21 protein-coding genes are annotated in these 17,392 nt (G+C 64.3%); 11 read left to right on the forward strand and 10 right to left on the reverse strand.

Going from position 1 to position 17,392, the window contains the following annotated elements; translation table 11 throughout:
• Nucleotides 1-51: 51 nt before the first annotated feature.
• Both CEW87_RS09095 and CEW87_RS09100 read right to left on the reverse strand, forming a co-directional pair.
• A complete protein-coding gene (locus tag CEW87_RS09095) occupies nt 52-1,773 on the reverse strand; it encodes a methanol/ethanol family PQQ-dependent dehydrogenase (RefSeq protein ID WP_108972415.1) in 1,722 nt (573 codons plus the stop codon).
• Nucleotides 1,774-1,830: 57 nt separating this feature from the next.
• Nucleotides 1,831-2,439 carry a ubiquinol-cytochrome c reductase iron-sulfur subunit gene (locus CEW87_RS09100; protein ID WP_108972417.1) on the reverse strand — a complete coding sequence of 203 codons (609 nt, stop codon included), beginning with the start codon at nt 2,437-2,439 and terminating at the stop codon, nt 1,831-1,833.
• A gap of 661 nt (nt 2,440-3,100) precedes the next feature.
• Here CEW87_RS09100 and CEW87_RS09110 point away from each other — a divergent pair.
• The 6 genes from CEW87_RS09110 (at nt 3,101) to CEW87_RS09135 (ending at nt 6,541) form a co-directional block, all read left to right on the forward strand.
• Nucleotides 3,101-3,505: a DUF2784 domain-containing protein gene (locus tag CEW87_RS09110; RefSeq protein ID WP_108972421.1), complete on the forward strand. Its 405-nt coding sequence runs from the start codon at nt 3,101-3,103 to the stop codon at nt 3,503-3,505.
• Between the two features lie 220 nt (nt 3,506-3,725).
• Nucleotides 3,726-4,316, forward strand: a complete 591-nt coding sequence (locus CEW87_RS09115; RefSeq protein ID WP_159098128.1) for a glycine zipper 2TM domain-containing protein — start codon at nt 3,726-3,728, stop codon at nt 4,314-4,316.
• 23 nt (nt 4,317-4,339) lie between these two features.
• Entirely contained in the window at nt 4,340-4,996 is a 657-nt protein-coding gene (locus CEW87_RS09120) for a DUF6515 family protein (RefSeq protein ID WP_108972425.1), read from the forward strand.
• A 170-nt stretch (nt 4,997-5,166) separates the two neighbouring features.
• Nucleotides 5,167-5,697: an RBBP9/YdeN family alpha/beta hydrolase gene (locus CEW87_RS09125; protein WP_108972427.1), complete on the forward strand. Its 531-nt coding sequence runs from the start codon at nt 5,167-5,169 to the stop codon at nt 5,695-5,697.
• A gap of 74 nt (nt 5,698-5,771) precedes the next feature.
• Nucleotides 5,772-6,086: an antibiotic biosynthesis monooxygenase family protein gene (locus CEW87_RS09130; RefSeq protein ID WP_108972429.1), complete on the forward strand. Its 315-nt coding sequence runs from the start codon at nt 5,772-5,774 to the stop codon at nt 6,084-6,086.
• A 38-nt stretch (nt 6,087-6,124) separates the two neighbouring features.
• Nucleotides 6,125-6,541 carry a hypothetical protein gene (locus CEW87_RS09135; protein WP_108972430.1) on the forward strand — a complete coding sequence of 139 codons (417 nt, stop codon included), beginning with the start codon at nt 6,125-6,127 and terminating at the stop codon, nt 6,539-6,541.
• Nucleotides 6,542-6,702: 161 nt separating this feature from the next.
• Here CEW87_RS09135 and CEW87_RS09140 read toward each other — a convergent pair whose 3' ends face one another.
• Nucleotides 6,703-8,250 carry a sodium:solute symporter family transporter gene (locus CEW87_RS09140; protein ID WP_108972432.1) on the reverse strand — a complete coding sequence of 516 codons (1,548 nt, stop codon included), beginning with the start codon at nt 8,248-8,250 and terminating at the stop codon, nt 6,703-6,705.
• Nucleotides 8,251-8,436: 186 nt separating this feature from the next.
• Nucleotides 8,437-8,757, reverse strand: a complete 321-nt coding sequence (locus tag CEW87_RS09145) for an EthD family reductase (protein WP_108972434.1) — start codon at nt 8,755-8,757, stop codon at nt 8,437-8,439.
• 149 nt (nt 8,758-8,906) lie between these two features.
• Between CEW87_RS09145 and CEW87_RS09150 the strand changes: the two genes are divergently transcribed.
• Both CEW87_RS09150 and sugE read left to right on the forward strand, forming a co-directional pair.
• Complete coding sequence (locus tag CEW87_RS09150) at nt 8,907-9,425, forward strand: DUF523 domain-containing protein (RefSeq protein ID WP_108977072.1); 519 nt, start codon at nt 8,907-8,909, stop codon at nt 9,423-9,425.
• Between the two features lie 179 nt (nt 9,426-9,604).
• Nucleotides 9,605-9,925 (forward strand): quaternary ammonium compound efflux SMR transporter SugE, encoded by a 321-nt coding sequence (sugE, locus tag CEW87_RS09155; RefSeq protein ID WP_108972436.1) that lies wholly within the window; start codon nt 9,605-9,607, stop codon nt 9,923-9,925.
• 73 nt (nt 9,926-9,998) lie between these two features.
• Here the strand turns inward: sugE and CEW87_RS09160 are convergent, their stop codons facing one another.
• Nucleotides 9,999-10,244, reverse strand: coding sequence for a hypothetical protein (locus CEW87_RS09160; RefSeq protein ID WP_108972438.1), 246 nt, complete (start codon nt 10,242-10,244; stop codon nt 9,999-10,001).
• Between the two features lie 125 nt (nt 10,245-10,369).
• On the opposite strand from CEW87_RS09160, the gene CEW87_RS09165 reads away from it, so the two are divergent.
• Entirely contained in the window at nt 10,370-11,368 is a 999-nt protein-coding gene (locus CEW87_RS09165; protein WP_108972440.1) for a LysR family transcriptional regulator, read from the forward strand.
• 254 nt (nt 11,369-11,622) lie between these two features.
• Entirely contained in the window at nt 11,623-12,003 is a 381-nt protein-coding gene (locus CEW87_RS09170) for a thioredoxin family protein (protein ID WP_108972441.1), read from the forward strand.
• Nucleotides 12,004-12,053: 50 nt separating this feature from the next.
• Here CEW87_RS09170 and CEW87_RS09175 read toward each other — a convergent pair whose 3' ends face one another.
• From CEW87_RS09175 to CEW87_RS09190, 4 genes are read right to left on the reverse strand one after another with little or no spacing between them, the layout of a single operon-like run.
• Nucleotides 12,054-12,359 carry an antibiotic biosynthesis monooxygenase family protein gene (locus CEW87_RS09175; protein WP_108972443.1) on the reverse strand — a complete coding sequence of 102 codons (306 nt, stop codon included), beginning with the start codon at nt 12,357-12,359 and terminating at the stop codon, nt 12,054-12,056.
• A 33-nt stretch (nt 12,360-12,392) separates the two neighbouring features.
• Nucleotides 12,393-13,334: a ribose-phosphate diphosphokinase gene (locus CEW87_RS09180; protein WP_108972445.1), complete on the reverse strand. Its 942-nt coding sequence runs from the start codon at nt 13,332-13,334 to the stop codon at nt 12,393-12,395.
• 22 nt (nt 13,335-13,356) lie between these two features.
• The gene (locus tag CEW87_RS09185; protein ID WP_108972447.1) at nt 13,357-14,574 is read right to left on the reverse strand and encodes an exo-beta-N-acetylmuramidase NamZ domain-containing protein; all 1,218 of its coding nucleotides are present in this window, start codon (nt 14,572-14,574) and stop codon (nt 13,357-13,359) included.
• Nucleotides 14,571-15,200 (reverse strand): DOMON-like domain-containing protein, encoded by a 630-nt coding sequence (locus tag CEW87_RS09190; RefSeq protein ID WP_234421709.1) that lies wholly within the window; start codon nt 15,198-15,200, stop codon nt 14,571-14,573. The genes CEW87_RS09185 and CEW87_RS09190 overlap by 4 nt, the downstream gene beginning before the upstream one ends.
• 139 nt (nt 15,201-15,339) lie before the next feature.
• On the opposite strand from CEW87_RS09190, the gene CEW87_RS09195 reads away from it, so the two are divergent.
• The gene (locus CEW87_RS09195; RefSeq protein ID WP_108972449.1) at nt 15,340-16,521 is read left to right on the forward strand and encodes an MFS transporter; all 1,182 of its coding nucleotides are present in this window, start codon (nt 15,340-15,342) and stop codon (nt 16,519-16,521) included.
• A 24-nt stretch (nt 16,522-16,545) separates the two neighbouring features.
• Here CEW87_RS09195 and CEW87_RS09200 read toward each other — a convergent pair whose 3' ends face one another.
• Complete coding sequence (locus tag CEW87_RS09200) at nt 16,546-17,364, reverse strand: mechanosensitive ion channel family protein (protein ID WP_108972451.1); 819 nt, start codon at nt 17,362-17,364, stop codon at nt 16,546-16,548.
• Nucleotides 17,365-17,392 lie beyond the last annotated feature (28 nt).

The raw sequence follows: 17,392 nt of genomic DNA on the forward strand, positions 1-17,392 counted from the left end.
TCGACCCGCCGGGTGGGCGGGCCGGGAGTACCCGTCAGAACGGGGTGCGGCTTATTTGGCGAGTTTGAACACCATCACGACGCCGCCCTGGGGAACGACGGTCTTGTGCGGCAGCACGGCGTCGAAGGCGCCCTGCATGCGCTGGGCATCGACGCCCCAGCCGGCCTGCACGGCGATGTACTGCTCGCCGTCGACCTCGAAGCTGGACGGCACGCCGGTGACACCCGACGGAGCCGGGTACTGCCACAGCATCTTGCCGTTGCTCGCGTCGAAGGCGCGGAACATGCGGTCGTTGGTGCCGCCACCGAAGACGAGGTTGCCGGCCGTGGTCAGCAGCGGCCCCCAGTTCATCTCGGGGTAAGTGTGGGTCCAGACCTTCTTGCCAGTCTTCAGGTCCCAGGCCTGGACTTCACCCACCGACTGCCGCGACTCCTCTGTCATGCGCACGTTGGTGAGCACGTTCTGCAAGGACACGCCCAGATAGAGCTGGCCTTTCTGGTACTTGGTCGGCTCTCCAGTGAGTTCGGAGCACAGGTGGTTGTTGGCGGGGATGTAGAGCAGCCCGGTGTCCGGGTTGTAGGCCTCGGGCGGCCAGTCCTTGCCACCCCACAGCGACGGACAGAAGCTCACCGTCTTGCCCGTGCCCGGCCGGTGCTCTTCTGCATAGGTGGGGCGGCCCGTCTTCGGATCGATGCTCTTGAACACGTTCTGATCCACAAACGGCCACGCATCGACGAAGCCGATCTTGCCGCCTTTCTCGCGGTCGAGCAGCCACAGGTAACCGTTGCGTGCGGCATGGACCAGGGACTTCACCTTGCGTCCCTTGTAATCGATGTCGATCAGCAGCGGTGCGGACACCTCGTCCCAGTCCCAGGCATCGTTCCAGTGATACTGGTGGTGGCCCTTGAGCTTGCCGGTATCGACGTCGAGCGCGATGGTCGAGTTAACATAGAGGTTGTCGCCTGCCCGGGTGTCGGGCATCCACGGTCCGGCATTGCCCACGCCCCAGTAGGCGATGTTGGTGTCGCTGTCGTAGGAGCCGGTGATCCACACCGATCCGCCGCCATGCTTGTACGTCCCCTCAGGCCAGGTTTCACCGCCGGGTTCGCCCGGTGCCGGCACGGTAAAGGTCCGCCAGGCTTCCTTGCCGGTCTCGGCATCGAAGGCCGCGACAAAACCCCGGATGCCGTATTCGCCACCGGAGGAGCCGACCATGATCTTGCCCTTGGCCGCCAGCGGTGCGAGCGTCATGTAGTAGCCGGCCTTCCAGTCGGCCACCTGGGTGCGCCAGATCTCCTTGCCGGTCTTGGCATCGAGTGCAATCAGGTTGGCATCGGTGGTGGCCAGGTAGAGCCGGTCGCCATAGAGCGCCACGCCACGGTTGGTCGGGTGCAGCTGCTGCAGTTCCTCGGGAATCGACTTCTTGTAGCGCCACAGCTCCTTGCCCGTGGCCGCCTCGAAGGCAATGACCTGATTGTTCGGCGTGGTCACGTACATATAGCCGTTGTTGACCATCGGCGGTGACTGGTGTCCCTCGGTCATCCCGGTGGAATACGACCAGGCCAGCGTCAGCTTGCTGATGTTTTCCGAAGTGATCTGCTTGAGGGGGCTGAAGCCCCAGCCTGCGTAGTTGCCCCGATACGACAGCCAGTTATTGGCCTCGGGCTGCTCCAGTCTCTTGTCGCTCACGGACGCGTAGGGCGGCAGCGCGGCCATGGCCACTGCGGGCGCCAATGCCAGTGCGAAAGCGAGGGGTTTCAGGTTCTTGTACATGTGGTGTCTCCTCCAGTCCTTGCGGTGGATCGTGCTGAAAAAAGCGGGGGGCTTGCGTTAGAGCGTCGCGCCGGGTCGTGACGTGAAGGCGTCGGCGACGACCAGCTGACCGCCTTCAAGGCGCAGCGGCAGCATCGGCAGATTGCGCGGCGCGGGGCCTGAGACAACTTCTCCGCGGTGCGTCGGCCGGAAGGTCGAGAAATGGCAAAAGCAGAACAGGACGTTTTCGGTCGGGTTGTACTCGGCCAGGTCACACCCCTGGTGGGTGCACACGGCGGAGTAGGCAAGCACGCCGTCTGCAGACATGGCCCGGGTGCGCTCATCGAGCGAACTCGGATCGAGCCGCAGCAGCAGCACGCGGTTCAGTCGCGACCCGTCCCTGATCGTGCCGCTGGCCGCATCGAAGGGGTAGGCAATGACCGGCTTGCCGCCGACCGTCAGCTCGCTGAGTGCGAGGGGTTTGTGCGCGCCGGTTTCGGCATCCGCGACCACCAGGCGGTCACCGATCTGCAGTTGATCGCTGTCCGGCGTATCGGCCATCGCATTGTTCCGGGGCGCGGTCACCCAGCCCACCACTGCACCGGCACACAGCTTGAGTGCCGTGCGTCTTGTCTTGTTGCACATGGCACCGCAACTGGCCGTGCCGTCCTTTTGACCATGCTCCATCAATGTCTCCTCGGGTGGAAAAGTGCTCTTGTTTTCCCATCCATAGCAATCGACGGGCCACTCTCGGAGAAAATGCGAATGGACTTGTGCATGGCGTGCCCGGAATCCTTCAGCCACGAGGGTTCTGGCTCAAGGCGTCTTTTCTGCGTCAAGCTCTTTGACCAATCAGCACGCAGCGCAGCAAAGTGCTCCAATCAACTGGGGCAGGACAGGACGTGGAACAGGTGTGCGACACATCGTGGATGACGAGGGCGCATTGGCAGGAATCAATGGGGCCAGCTCAATGACGTCAGCGTCGATTGGTTCTTCAACCGCGTGTCAATCCGTCTGGCCCCACAACGCAGCCGGGACTATTCTCCGTGGTGTGTGGGCAGGCAGTCGCTGCGCTTGAACGGTGGGTGCATCGCCAATGCGTACGGTCACGGTTCGGAGGGATCCCGATGAGAATGGTGCGTTCAATCTGGGCCGTGACGGACAGCTTTCTGTGCGTCAGGGCCGACAATGGCGCGGCATCGGCGCCGCAGAAGCGTCAGGAAGAACGCTTGCACGAAATCGCAAGACTCTGCCCGGCGCCGTCCATTCAGGCGGCGCCGCAGCCGGACGAGAGAGGTGTCGGGCCGTTCGCCTGATCATTGCGATGGACCCAGATCAGGAGTAGCCGTTGCCATACAAAGCCCTCGCGGACGCGGTCCTTCTGCTGCACTTCGGCGTCGTCCTGTTCGTGGTGCTGGGCCTGCCGGCCATCATCATCGGGAACAGGGCGGGGTGGTCGTGGGTAAACGGGTTCTGGTTACGCCTGTCGCACTTGCTCGCCATCGTGGTCGTCGCCCTGCAGGCCTGGCTCGGGCAATACTGCCCGCTGACGATCCTTGAGTCCTGGCTTCGCACCCAAGACGGCCAGTCTGCGTACTCGCGCAGCTTCGTCGAACACTGGGTGCAGCGCGTGCTGTACTACGAGGCGCCGCTGTGGGTCTTCGCCTTGATCTACACGGGCTTTGGTCTTCTTGTCGCGTGGGCGTGGCGGCGCTACCCGCCGCAAGCGGCAAGTGAGATCAAACGACTCTGACCCCTTTGATCCCTCAAACACATTCCCTTACGAAGTGATTACACGGGGACATCCGCCCGGCGCGGCGCGGGGGGACACTTGCTTCAGTGCCAGCGCAGTGATGGTGAGTGGTCCGCAATGGCCGGTCATCGTGCGATCTGAGCGCTTGCGCTGTCGGAGACAGGTGCGTGCAGTTCCCGCAGAGACCTTCCCCGCAGCGACTTATTTCGGGGGAATTGTGATGTCTTTCAAATCTGAAACTCGATCGGGCGTTCGTCGCTCCGGCTTGCTTCTGCTGCTTGTGGCGGGTCTGGTCGGTGGTTGTGCCGCACCTCCGCCCGGGCATCGTATTGGCGGTGATGAGCCGCTGCCGCAGGTTGCACGCCGGCAGGCTACGGATCTGGTGATCTACCCCTTGCGGGGGCAGAGCCAGGATCAGCAGCGGCGGGATCGCTATGAGTGCCATCAATGGGCGGTAGATCAGTCGGGCTTCGATCCGGCAACCATGAGTCAGACGCCGACAGAGGTGCCGCTGGTCGAGCCTTCGCCGCCTGCCGGTGCGGGTGTTGTTCAGGGCACAGTGACCGGCGCGGTGCTGGGGGCGGTGGTTTCCGGGCCGCGCCATGGGGGCGAGGGCGCCGTCGTTGGCGCGGTTGTCGGTGCAATCGCCGGAGCCGCCAGCGATTCGGCACGGCAGGCGCAGGCGGAGCGCGTCCAGGATCCGTATGCGCAACGTGCCGCAGCGCGTGACCAGGTCTATACCGAAAAGGAAAGCCGCTATCGGCGCGCGATTGAAGCGTGTCTGGATGGCCGCGGCTACCAGGTCAGATAATTCGTTCAGGAAAAGGAGTGATCATGTCTTCCAGACTGACAGGTGTTTCCCGACTCTTGGGTGCTGTGATCTGCGCCGGCCTGCTTTTTGGTGCCGGCATCGCGCAGGCCGAGCCTTCGCACCGGGGTGGAGACGGCGATCGTCGCGGCGGCTGGGTGGATCCCCGCTTTGCGCGCGGCGTCGTGGTGCCGAAGCTGCCGCAGGGGCACCGCATCGTTCGCCACCGTGATATCGATTTCTATTACGCGTCTGGCCACTGGTTCAGGCCGATGGGGGCGCGCTTCGTGGTTGTCGCACCGCCCATCGGTCTCGTTGTGCCGGTGTTGCCGAATGGTTTCGTGAGCGTGACCATTGGCGGGCGCTCGCTCTACCGCTACGACGATACCTACTATGCGCGTCATGACCGTGGCTATGTCGTGGTCGAGCCGCCCCGGCAGGATGACGCGCGGCGTGCCGCGGGTGGGGAGGACCGGCTGTTCGTGTATCCGAAGATGAATCAGTCAGAGAAGGTGCAGGCGACAGACCGCTACGAATGCCACGAGTGGGGCAGTGTCCAGACCGGCTACGATCCGACGCTGAGCTATGGCGGTGTCGGGCCGGAACAGGCAGAAAGCCTGCGCGCCGACTACCTACGGGCGATGACGGCCTGCCTGGAGGCGAGAGGCTATACGGTGCGTTAGCGACTGCGGACCGCAGCGGGCCTGATGTCTCCGGCGTTAGAATCCGCTGCGGGGGCGTTTCCATGTAACGTGGCCTGACGGGGTGGCCGGCCGCGGCCGGCCCGCGCTGCACATTCGTTTACATAGATTCGGCGACGTCAGAAGTCAGCTGCTCGGCAAAGGAGTCCGTGGTGTCCGCAAAAGTCCTCATCCTGCCCGGTTACGGAAACTCGGGGGCGCTGCACTGGCAGTCGCGCTGGGAGCAGGCGAATCCCGCTTTTGTCCGTGTGCAGCAGCGCGACTGGGATGCGCCGGTTTGTGATGACTGGGTTGCAGCCATCGAAAACGCTGTGCGCAGCGCGGGGCCCGATGTGGTACTGGTCGCCCACAGCCTCGGCTGTCTTGCAATCGCGCACTGGGCTGCGACGCCGCATTCGCCGATCCGGGGCGCTTTGCTGGTTGCGGTGCCCGATCCGGAAGGCCCGGATTTTCCGGCACAGGCGTCGGGCTTCGGCGAGCCGCCGGCAAGGCCGTTTGCCTTCAGCAGCACCGTGGTCATCAGCGACGATGACCCCTATGGCACGCCGGCCTATTCCGCACAGCTTGCACAGGCATGGGGCAGCAGCGCAGTTCGCATCGGCAGTTGCGGTCACATCAACGCGGAAAGTGGCCTCGGTGACTGGGCGGCGGGCTTCGAACTGCTCCGCCAACTGCGCGACTAGGCCTGTTTTGGCTGGCGCTGCGGTGCAGGTCGGGCCGCGCACCCCAGCGATCGCTCCAACCTCTGGGAGATGTCATGGCAATTGCAGATACACCAAGCCCGCCGTACTACGCAGTCATTTTCAGTTCCCTTCGGACCGAAGGAGACAACGGCTATGGTGCGATGGCCGAGCGGATGCTCGATCTGGCGGCGGAGCAGGAAGGGTTTCTTGGCGCAGAGGGCGCGCGGGAAGGGCTCGGAATCACCGTCTCGTACTGGAGCAGCCTCGAAGCCATCCGGAAATGGAAGCAGAACGCCGAGCATCTCGACGCGCAGCGCCTCGGACGCGAGCGCTGGTATTCGGCGTTCAAGGTTCGCGTGGCCAGGGTCGAGCGGGACTACGGCATCTGACCGGGCTGGGCCGTGTGTGAGCTGACCGTACTCCGATCATGCCTGCCATTCTTGCATCGCTGCACATCTGGAAGTATCTCGCCGCCTGGTTCGTGATGCTGCTCGTGTCCATTGCGAATGGCGTGGTCCGTGATCTCACCTATGGCACGCACATGAGCGCGCTCGCCGCGCATCAGGTGTCGACGGCGTGCGGCATGCTACTGCTTGGTCTCGTGATCCGCATCGTCGACCGCCTGGCGCCACCCTCCTGCGCTCGCGAGGCCATTGCCATTGGCCTGTTCTGGGCAACGCTGACGATTGCGTTCGAGTTCATCTTCTTTCACTACGTCGGTGGGCATTCCTGGGCGGCGCTGCTCGCCAACTACAATGTCCTTGAAGGTCGGGTCTGGGTCTTTCTGCTGCTCTGGATCGCGGTGGCACCCTATGTGTTTTTCCGCCTTCGCCGTCCGGTCTGAAGCATGCGTACCGGGCTTGTGCCGCGCGCTCGCGAGCGCTGCGCTGCCGCGACATGACGTGTTCCGGCCACGCCTGACCGCGCACAGGAATCGCCTACCCGTTCGCAGACCGAGCACCTAAGATGAAACACCGAAAGCCCGCTTCCGGTTCGGGCAGGTGCTCACCAGAACGCAATGACCAGAAGCGCGGTCATTGCGGTCAGTGCAACGGCGCCCCACCGTACGATGCGCGGCGCCGGTTCCACGCGCGAGGCGTCTACCGATGCAAGCTGCCCGGCTGTAACCGTGCCGCCCAGGATGAGCTGCCACAGGGCGCATGCCACAAGGGTGACGACGAGCAGAACAAAGGCGACGATGGTGAAATGCACATCCAGCCAGCCCAGCTGGGTGGCAAGGAACCACACCGCACTCACGCCGTGTCCGCTGAGCAGGCCGGCCAGTGCGGCATTGGCCGAAAGTCGCGTGGACAGCATGCCAGCGGCAAAGACGGCGACGAGCGGCGGGGTGACGTAGGCAAAGGCCTGCTGAAGATAGGCGAACAGGCCCGGGAAGTTATCGATGGCCGGCGCCCACAGCGCGGCGATGATCATCAGGCCCAGGGTCGTGTAGCGGCCCAGACGTGCGAGCGCCTTGGTGTCCAGTTTGGGGCGGCGCGGTTGCACGAAGTCGCAGATCACCAGGGTCGAGGCCGAGTTGAGTGCCGAGTCGACACTCGACATGATTGCCGCCAGCAGCCCCGCAAGCATCAGTCCGGCCAGTCCCGGTGGCGCAAACTCGGCGATCAGGCGCGGGAATACGGTGTCCGGGCGCTCGAGGTCCGCAAACAGCGCCACGGCCATGACGCCGGGCAAGACCATGAGAAACAGCGGCAGCAGCTTGAGTGCGGCCGCGATGAGCGCGCCGCGACCGGCGACGCCAATGTCGCGCGCACCCAGCAGGCGCTGGCAAACGTACTGGTTCATGGTCCAGTAGTAGAAGCCCAGGATTGGCAGGCCCAGCAGTGTTCCAAGCCAGGGCAGGGCGGGGTCGTCCAGCGGGCGGATCAGGGAGAGCTTCTCGGCGGGAACGCGCGCGGTGACCTCGGCCCAGGAATAGTCGAACTCGGCGAAAACCAGCGCGAACAGGATCACCGAGCCGATCAGCAGCACCAGCGACTGCAGGACGTCCGTGTATGCCACCGCACGCAAACCACCGGCCGCCGTATAGAGACCGGCAAATACAGCGAGGGCGGCGCAGGTGGGACCGAGCGCCAGACCGGGCACGAACAGCATCACGACCAGCGCCCCGGCGTAAAGGCTGCCCGCGGTATCGAGCAGCACACTCAGGATCAGGCTGGTGGCGGAAAGGTAGCGGCGCAAGCGCGCGTCGAAGCGCTGTTCGAGAAGCTCGGGCACCGTCGTGATGCGGCGGCCGATAAGCACCGGCGCGACGAAGACCGCCGTAAACACGAGGACCAGCGCCGCCATCCATTCGTAATTGGCCACGGAGATGCCGGTCGACCAGGCGGCACCCGGCAGGCCGATGAGCGTTGTTGACGAGATATTCGATGCGAACAGGGAAAGGCCGATGACGCCTGCGCCCAGCGTGCGTCCGGCAAGAAACAGTTCGTCTGCGTCGGGGTTCTTGCGCGTGACGCGCACGCAAACCGCGACGACTACCAGGAGGTAGACCGCCACGATCACGTAGTCAGTCGTATGAAGGACGTTCATCCGCGTATTCCGTTGTCGTGGTCGCCAGGGGTGACAGCCCTTTTTTAGGAAACCATGAACGCGGACGGACGCGCAAGCCAGCGCACTGACTTGCATTGATTCGACATGCCCGCTCAAGCCGCATGGCTGAGCGCCATGCAGGTCGCGCCGCGCTTTACGGAAAGCGCGGGCAGGGGGCAACTGCGATCAGGGCTGGCCGACCACGACCTCACTGATCTGGAGAACTGGCGTCAGATCGGTGTAGTTCGGGATGTCGGCCATGATCTGCTCGGCATGAGGACCGAATCCGGCCTGGAAGGATTCGACCGAATCGCAGTAGAGGTGGCACATCCCGGTGTAGGTCGCGGGTTCGTCCGGTGCGCCGCCTGCCAGGCCCTTGTCGATGGTGTAGAACTTGCACGCCTCGCCCATGAGGGATTTCACCAGCGGCAGGTGGTTGTCACGGTAATACGTGTGGTCGAAACGGGCGCCGGGGGTGTTCGGGTACATCACGCTTACCTTGATCATCTTCTTGTCTCTGTTCTGTTCTGTTCTGTTCTGTTCTGTTCTGTTCTGTTGGGCCGCGGGGGCTGGGAAACTGATCGTGTACGATAAAGTTCCTGGCGTCCAATCGTGTGGCCATTGCCCGTTTCTGCTTCAGGCATGGGCTGGAGATCATGCAATTCATTCTCGTCAGTGCCTGTCTGCTCGGTGAAGCGGTCCGCTACAACGGCGGGGACAACCGTTGCGACCATGCGCTGCTGAAACGCTGGGTCGATGAAGGGCGTGTCGTGCCGGTATGCCCCGAGGTGGCCGGCGGGTTGTCGACGCCGCGCCCGCCAGCCGAGATAACGCGTGGCGGAGGCGGGCGGGCCGTGGTCGACGGTGAGGCGCGCGTCGTTGCGGTCGATGGCCGCGACGTGACTGAGCAGTTCATTCGTGGCGCGGAGCGGGCGCTGGCGCACGCTCGGGAAATGGGAATACGGGTGGCCGTTCTGAAAGAGGGGAGTCCGTCCTGCGGTTCGGGGGCGATCTACGATGGCAACTTCTCCGGCACAAAGGTGGCGGGTGTCGGCGTGACCACGGCGTGCCTGGCGCAGGCCGGCGTGTGCGTTTTCAGCGAACATCAGCTTGCGGACGCAGCCCGCATGCTCGAGCAGCTTGAGCGGGGGGTCGGTGAGAAGGGCGAACCCTGAGCTCAGGGTGTGTTCGGCCCAGGACGCCGTCCGCGTGACATAATTGCTGCAGTGCAATCTGTTCGGGGCGCCGTTTTTCCGGCACCTGAACCGAAGCGTCAGGCTTCAATGGAAATGTGGACGACCTCATTTCCCTATCCTGTGATGGGGACGACCCCGCTACATGGCAGGTGTTTGTGATGACGTGGTCGATTCTGATTCTGGCGGGATTGTTCGAGATTGGCTGGGCGATTGGCCTCAAGTATACCGAGGGTTTCACGCGCTTCTGGCCGACGGTGGGTACGCTGGTCGCGATCGCGCTCAGCCTGGGGATGCTTGGGATTGCGATGAAAACGCTGCCGATTGGCACCGCCTACGCGGTGTGGGTGGGCGTGGGTGCGGTGGGCACGGCGATTTTCGGCATCGTCCTGTTTGGCGAGTCGGCGAGTGCCGGAAGGCTGCTAAGCCTGGGGCTGATCGTCGCCGGGGTCATCGGTTTGAAGCTGGCGACGCCGGGCTGAAGGCTGGCATTCTGCCTTCAGCCCGGCGTCGCCTTGCGTCGCAATGCTGCGTTGAGTGCGCCGGCGCCGGGGTTCAGCACCTGCAAGCTGTCGTGTCCCCGGCGTCCCGAGCGGCGGGCCGCGTCGTAATGTTGCGCACGGCGCGCACCAGTTGTCTCGGGCCTGCGGCGAGCGCTGCGAACAGGACTCTCATGAAGTCGTTGATCGCTTTACGGCGGAGCCGTTCTGCCTCAATGCGAACTTGCTCGTAGATGTGGACATGATGTTTTGCATCCTGGTCCGGCCACAGCATTTCAATCGTGTCGTCAGTGTGGTTCATCGAAAGCACCTCCTTGTGGGATGAGTTGCACTTTATGGTGCTAACGGATGCACGGAAACCCCGTGAATTGCAGATTGGTATTGCAGTTTCTGCAACACCGGCTGCGCTGATGCATACTGCGCGTCATGCAACTCAACCTGAACGATGCCGCCCTCTTTGTCCGTGTCGCCGAGCTTGGCACGCTGTCTGCCGCTGCGCGCGAGCGTAACGAGCCGGTCAGCCAGGTCTCGCGCGCGATCGCCCGCATGGAGTCGGCGCTGTCCTTGCGCCTGCTGCGCCGCAGTACGCATGGTCTGTCGCTGACGGACGAAGGCGACACCTTTCTTGCCCATGCACGGCGCATGCTGGACATCGCGGCCGAAATGGAAAGCGAACTCAGCGGCAAGCTGGCAGGCCCGAGCGGCCTGGTCAGGATCAACGTCAGCCCGATTCTTGCCCAGATGGCCATCGTGCCCAGCCTGCCGGGGCTGTACGAGCGCCATCCCGGTCTGCAGATCGAAATCATGACGGATGACCGTGTATCGGACCTCGTGCGCGACGGCGTCGATATCGCCATGCGCGCCGGTGTGGACAATGCCGAGAGTCTCGTTGTGCGGCAGATTGGCGAGCTCGGCCGCAATCTCTATGCAGCCCCGGCGTATCTGGAGAAGTTCGGCGTCCCGCACACACCAGCCGACCTGGCGGCGCATCGCCTGATCGCCAACAGCGCGAGCCAGTCGCTGAACCGCTGGCCGTTCAGGAAATCATCTCTGGTGTCGTCCGACTGGACCGGCACGGGGGCTGCCTGGCAAGCCAGTAAAAAGGGCACGCGCGCCGCAGACCACAGCAAGGTCGATACATTGCTGGTCAAGGGCCACACCCGGGCGGACAGCACGGCCACAGTGCTTGCGCTGGCGCTCCAGGGGATCGGCATCGCCCACCTGAACGAACTGCTGGTTTCACCTCTGGTGCGGACGGGACAGCTTACACAGGTGCTTGCCGACTACACCGAGCAGGAGCGCATCCCCTTCTATGCCGTGATGCTGCAGGAGCGCCACCGCCTGCCCAAGGTGCGCGCGTGCCTGGATTACTGGCAGGAGAGCTTTGCGGCGATGCGAACCCATCTGGAAGACGCGCGCGCATAGCCGGGCATCGCATCATCTCGGCATGCTGGAGGGCTGCGCGGGCGTGCTGACGCTGGTTCGGGGGCTTGGTGAGCGGGGTGCCTTTGGGGGCTGGGGCAGATCGTTCGGGTTCGTATGGCTCGGGGGCATCATGCTGCGGACCAGAGCGCAATAGATTCAGCCTACCGGCTATATAGGCGAATCCTTATGCGCCGTGCGTTTCACCCACCTCGCCATTGATGTACCCTGCCTGCCTGACTAAAAGGAGCACGAGCATGAGCAGCGTCGAAATTACCGCCGACAACTTCAACGACACCATCGCCAACAACGAGATCGTGTTCCTCGATTTCTGGGCAGAGTGGTGCGGTCCCTGTCGTGGGTTTGCGCCTGTGTACGAAACCGCTGCGGCGGCGAACCCGGACATCGTGTTTGGCAAGATCGACACTGAAGCCCAGCAGGAGCTGGCTGCGACCTTTCAGATCCGCTCGATTCCGACCATCGCCGTGATTCGCGACAACGTCATGGTATTCCGCGAGTCGGGCGCACTGCCCGCAGCTGGCCTGCAGCAGGTCATCGACGGTGTGCGCGGGCTGGACATGGACAAGGTCCGGGCCGAGATCGCTGCCCAGCAGGAAGCCGGCGCTCAGCCCGGCTGATGCTTCGGCCGAGACAGACCCCTGCTTGGTCTGGTGTCTGTCTCGCCCATTCAGAGTACCGCTTCGAACAACTCCAGTTGCGGCGGCCCCATGTAGATTTCGCGCGGGCTCTTGCCGGCGTTGGCGTGCGCCTTGGCGAAGGCCTCGGACTGCGTCCAGTCCGCAAACGCCTGCTCGCTTGCCCACTCGGTGTGCGAAGCGAACAGTGTGTATTCCTCGGTTTGCGGGCCGCGCATCAGGTTGAAGCGGACGAAGCCGGGGACTTCTTCCAGGTAGCTTTCGCGCTGCCGCCAGTGCTCGACGAAAGTCTCCTCATGGCCGTGTTTGATCCTGAAACGATTCATGGCAATGAACATGGGGCGCTCTCCTGAAACGAATCCGTCCTGGATTTATTCAAACAGTGCGCCGACGCTCTCGCCGCTGTGAATGCGCTCGATGGCGGACGCGAACAGCGGGGCGACGGTCAGCACGGTGAGCTTGTCGAGTTGCTTCTCGGGCGCGACATAGACCGTATTGGTGACCACGATGGAGTCGATCGCGGCTTCGCGCAGGCGCTCGATCGCGGGGCCACAGAGCACGCCATGAACTGCACCGGCATGAATGCTGCGGGCGCCGGCGGCGCGCAGGGTGTTGATGGTCGAGATCAGCGTGCCGCCGGTGGAGATTTCGTCCTCGAAGATCACCGCGTCACGGCCACGCACATCGCCCACCACTTCGCCCTGCTTGACGTCGGTGTCGCTGACGCGGCGCTTGTCGATGATGGCCATCGGAATGCCCAGACGCTCGGAGAAGCGGCCCACGCGCTTGGCGCCGCCGGCATCGGTTGCCACCGCCACCATGTTGGCCAGATCGTAGTTCTGGCGGAAGTGATCGGCGATGGTCGGAATGGCGGTGAGGTGATCCACCGGTACTCGGAAGAAGCCGTGCACCTGGTCCGCGTGCAGGTCCATGGTCAGCACGCGGTTCGCGCCGGCGGTGACCAGCATGTCGGCAATCAGGCGGCCGGTGATCGAGATCCGCGGCTTGTCCTTCTTGTCCGAACGAGCGTACGAGTAGTACGGGATGATCGCCGTGATGCGCTGGGCCGAGGCGCTGCGCAGGGCGTCGATCGTGATCAGCATTTCCATGATGTGGTCGCTCACCGGCTCGGTGAAGGACTGCACCACGAACACGTCGCGCTCGCGCACGTTCTCCTGGATCTGCACATGCAGGTTGTCATTGGAGAAGCGCGAAATCTCGAGCTGGCTGGGGCGCACGCCAAGGCGGCTGCAGATCTCGCTGGCAAGGCCGTCGTTGGAGTTGCAGGCGAAGATCTTGAGGGCGTGTTTCATCGCGAGGGCTCCGAAGGGGTAATCAGGGGTAGAGGAGGAAGGGCGCGCGGGCGTCGAGCCAGCGCGCTTCGTCGGCCGTGGCGAGGGCGTCGAGGTCTTCGGCGCGAGCGGCCGGGGCGTCCACCCATTCACGCAGCAGCGGGCTGCCATTGATCAGGTCGATGGCAAGGCGGTCATGCTCGTATTCGTAGGCAAAGTCGCGCCATAGCGGGTAGTCGGGCTGCAACCGGCGCAAGGCCTTGAATGCGAGCGCCTGCACGCGCCACGGACGGAAGGAGGCGTGATCGTAATGTGCGGGGTCTTCGACGTGGATCTGCACACCGGCGCACAGCTTGCCGGCATGTTTGTGGAAGGTGGGTTCGAACCAGCACTCGCGCAGCACGCAGCCGGCCAGCCATTCGGGCGCGAAGCTGCGCATCTCCGCAATGAGGCCGCGGGCGTCGATGTCCGGGGCGCCAAAGAGCTCCAGCGGGCGTGTGGTGCCGCGACCTTCTGACAGGGTCGTGCCTTCAAGCATCACCGTGCCGGCGTAGGCGCGCGCCATCGACAGGTTGGGGGCGTTGGGGCTGGGATTGATCCAGCTGCGTTCGCCAAGCGGCCAGCCGTAGCCGGGCGCGGACTCAGGCTGCCAGCCCTGCATGGTGATGACTTCGCATTCCACATCGAGGCCGAGCGTGGCGATGAACCAGCGCGCCATCTCGCCCATGGTGAGGCCGTGGCGCATCGGCAGCGGGCCGGCACCAACGAAGCTCTCCCAGCCCTCATGCAGCAGCGTGCCTTCCACCGGTCGTCCGGCAGGGTTGGGGCGGTCGAGCACCCACACCGCCTTGCCGTGGCGGGCGGCTTCTTCGAGCACGTAGCGCAGCGTGGTGATGAAGGTGTAGATGCGGCAGCCGAGATCCTGCAGGTCGACCAGCAGCACATCGAAGCTGTCCATCATTGCCGCAGTGGGGCGGCGCACTTCGCCATAGAGGCTGAAGACCGGGATGCGATGCACCGGATCGATGAAGTCCGGCGACTCGACCATGTTGTCCTGCTTGTCACCGCGCAGACCGTGCTGGGGGCCGAAGGCGGCCGTGATGTTCAGGTCGGGCAGGGTGGCGAGGGCGTCGAGCGAATGGCTGAGGTCACGGGTGACCGAGGCAGGGTGAGCAAGCAGTGCGACGCGGCGACCGGCGAGGGGGCGGCGCAGACCGGCATCTTCGAGCACACGGTCCAGGCCGAATTTCACCGCGTTCATGCGGCCTCCGGTGCCGCCATGTTCAGCGTCAGCACGAATCCGCCGCGGTCGTGAAAGTCGGGCGTTGGCGCCGGATGCTTCAGTGCCCAGTATTCGAGTTCGCCTGTTTCGAGTTCGATGACGGCGGCAAGGGCGATGCGCAGATCGGTGCCGGTGGTGATTCCCGGCAGACTTGACGCCGGCAGTTCGGCTTCGAGCGTGAGACCGTCGGCCCGCGCCGTGTATTGGATACGAGGTGCGGCGGGCGGGCTGAAGGCATTGTCGCGTTCGCGGTAAGCAGTGAAGGCGTAGTTCGCCCACTGCCGCGATGGCGACAGGTTAAATTCGCGGTAGGCGTCGTCACCGGGTGCGGCAACGAAAACCTCGAAGCAGGTGTGTTGCCAGAGTTCGTCCGCCGGGCCGCTTTCGGCTGGCGCCGGGATGCGCACGTGCGCAGGGTCGGCATCGAGCTCGAACACGAAGCGCGCACCGCCGTCGGGCGATGCATGCATGGTGCAGAGCAGGGCGCGGACTGGCAGCGGTGTGTCGTCGTCAGCGTTTGAAGAGGCGGCGGGCGTGCCGGGGAAGGGGCGCAGGCCGACGGTGATTGTCGGGATGCGGGCAGGGCTGCTTGATTTGCTGGTCACAAGGGCGTCTGGTGCGGGGCGGTGAGGTTGCCATTCACGCGTTTAAGCGTCGAAGGCGTAATGGTATCCCGTTCGCGGACTGCCCGCGCCCTCAATGCGTGCTTGAGTTGCCGTGCGGCTGGCTTCAAACTCGGCGTCCATGCGCCCCAAACCGATCGCGATCATCGTTCTCGCCCAGTTGTTCGGCACCTCACTGTGGTTTTCAGCCAACAGTGCCGGTGACGATCTGATGCGTGCCTGGGGGCTGAGCAGTGCGGATATCGGTCACCTGACCAATGCCGTCCAGCTCGGCTTCATCATCGGCACCCTGAGCTTCGCGCTCACCGGTTTTGCCGACCGCTTTCCCGCCAGCCGGATCTTCGCCGCCTGTGCACTGATCGGTGCGCTCGCCAACGCCGGTTTTGCCATGTTCGCCGAGGGCATGAGCAGTGGCATGGCCCTGCGTTTCGTCGTCGGCCTGGCCCTGGCGGGCGTCTATCCGCTGGGCATGAAGCTGGTGGTGAGCTGGGTGCCGCAGCAGGCCGGGGCTGCGCTGGCGTGGCTGGTCGGCATGCTGACTCTGGGCACATCCTTGCCGCACGGCGTTCGCATGCTCGATGCGGGCTGGGGATGGCAGGCCACGATTCTGGTGTCGTCGGTACTCGCGGTCGTGGCTGCGGGGCTGATTCTGCGGCTGGGCGACGGTCCGCACCTGGTGCGTCGCACCGGGATGCCGGCGCTGCATCTTGGCGAAGTGCTGATGGCGCTGCGCGAGCCGGCTTTCCGCGCGTCGGCGCTGGGCTACTTCGGCCACCAGTGGGAGCTCTACGCTTTCTGGACGCTCGTGCCGCTGATGCTTGCGGCACTGCCTGCCACCGCGGGCTGGGCGCCGGCTGCGATCTCGGCCGCATCCTTTGCCGTGATCGGTATCGGCGCGCTCGGCTGCGTATTTGGCGGCTTCGTGAGCCGCCGGGTGGGGAGTGCGCGAGTGGCCGCGGCAGCGATGGCGCTGTCGGCCGCGTGCTGCGCAATCTATCCGTTCGCGGTCAACGCGTCGCCGCTGCTGCTGGCGGCGCTGATGCTGCTGTGGGGGGCGAGTGTGGTGGCGGATTCGCCGCATTTTTCCGCGCTGTCTGCGCGCGCCTGTCCGCAGACAATTGTCGGCAGTGCGCTGGCCTTGCAGAACGCCATCGGCTTTGCGGTGACCATGGTGTCGATCGATCTCGGCACCCGGCTGTGGCCCGCGTGGGGCGAGCATGTTGCATGGCTGCTGCTGCCAGGGCCGGTGCTCGGCCTGCTGGCGCTGCGGCCCTTGTGGCGCACCCGGCCGGCCGCGAACTGAGTGGGGGCGGCCGGGTGGCAGGAGTCAGCTTACGGTGTGGGCGTGAACGTCCATCTGCGGGTAGGGAATCGAGATGCCGTTCTCGTCGAAGGCGATCTTTATCTTTTCCTTCAGTTCGCACATCGTGGCGAAGTAGTCCGAAGTATTGACCCAGGGCCTGACATGCAGGTCCACGCTGCTGGCGCCGAGTTCGGCGACGCCGATGAAGGGCGCCGGCTCGGCGAGCAGGCGCGTATCTGCGGCGAGCACGCCTTCGATCACGCTGCGCGCCTTGCGGATGTCGTCGCCGTAGCCGATGCCGAACACCAGGTCGATGCGGCGCGTTCCGCGTGCCGAATAGTTGGTGATGACGTCAGCGTAGATCGAGCCGTTGGGCACGATGATCTCGCGGTTGTCGGGGGTGCGAAAGATCGAGCTGAAGATGCTGATTTTCTCCACCACGCCCTGGGTGCCCGCGGCTTCGACGAAATCGCCGGCCTTGAACGGGCGGAACACGATCAGCATCACGCCGGCGGCGAAGTTCTTCAGCGAGTCCTGCAGGGCCAGACCAATCGCGAGGCCGGCTGCACCAATCAGTGCGATCAGCGAGGTGGTGTCCACGCCGAGACGGTCGAGCGACGCGACCACGACGACCAGCAGCAGCGCACCGTTGAGGATCGAGCCGATGAAGTTCACCAGAATGTCGTCCAGCCCGGCGCGCCCGAGCAGGCGACGGGCCAGCGACACGATGCCGTGTGCGATCCAGCGACCGACAATGAAGATGCCGAGTGCGAGCGCAATGTTGATGCCCCAGGGCAGGGCGTACTGGTTCATCCAGTCAAGCGAAGCAAACTTTTCAAGCATGAGTTCTCCTGTAAAGGGCTGGCCGCAA

The organism is Parazoarcus communis, from assembly GCF_003111665.1.
Lineage (GTDB): Bacteria > Pseudomonadota > Gammaproteobacteria > Burkholderiales > Rhodocyclaceae > Parazoarcus > Parazoarcus communis_B.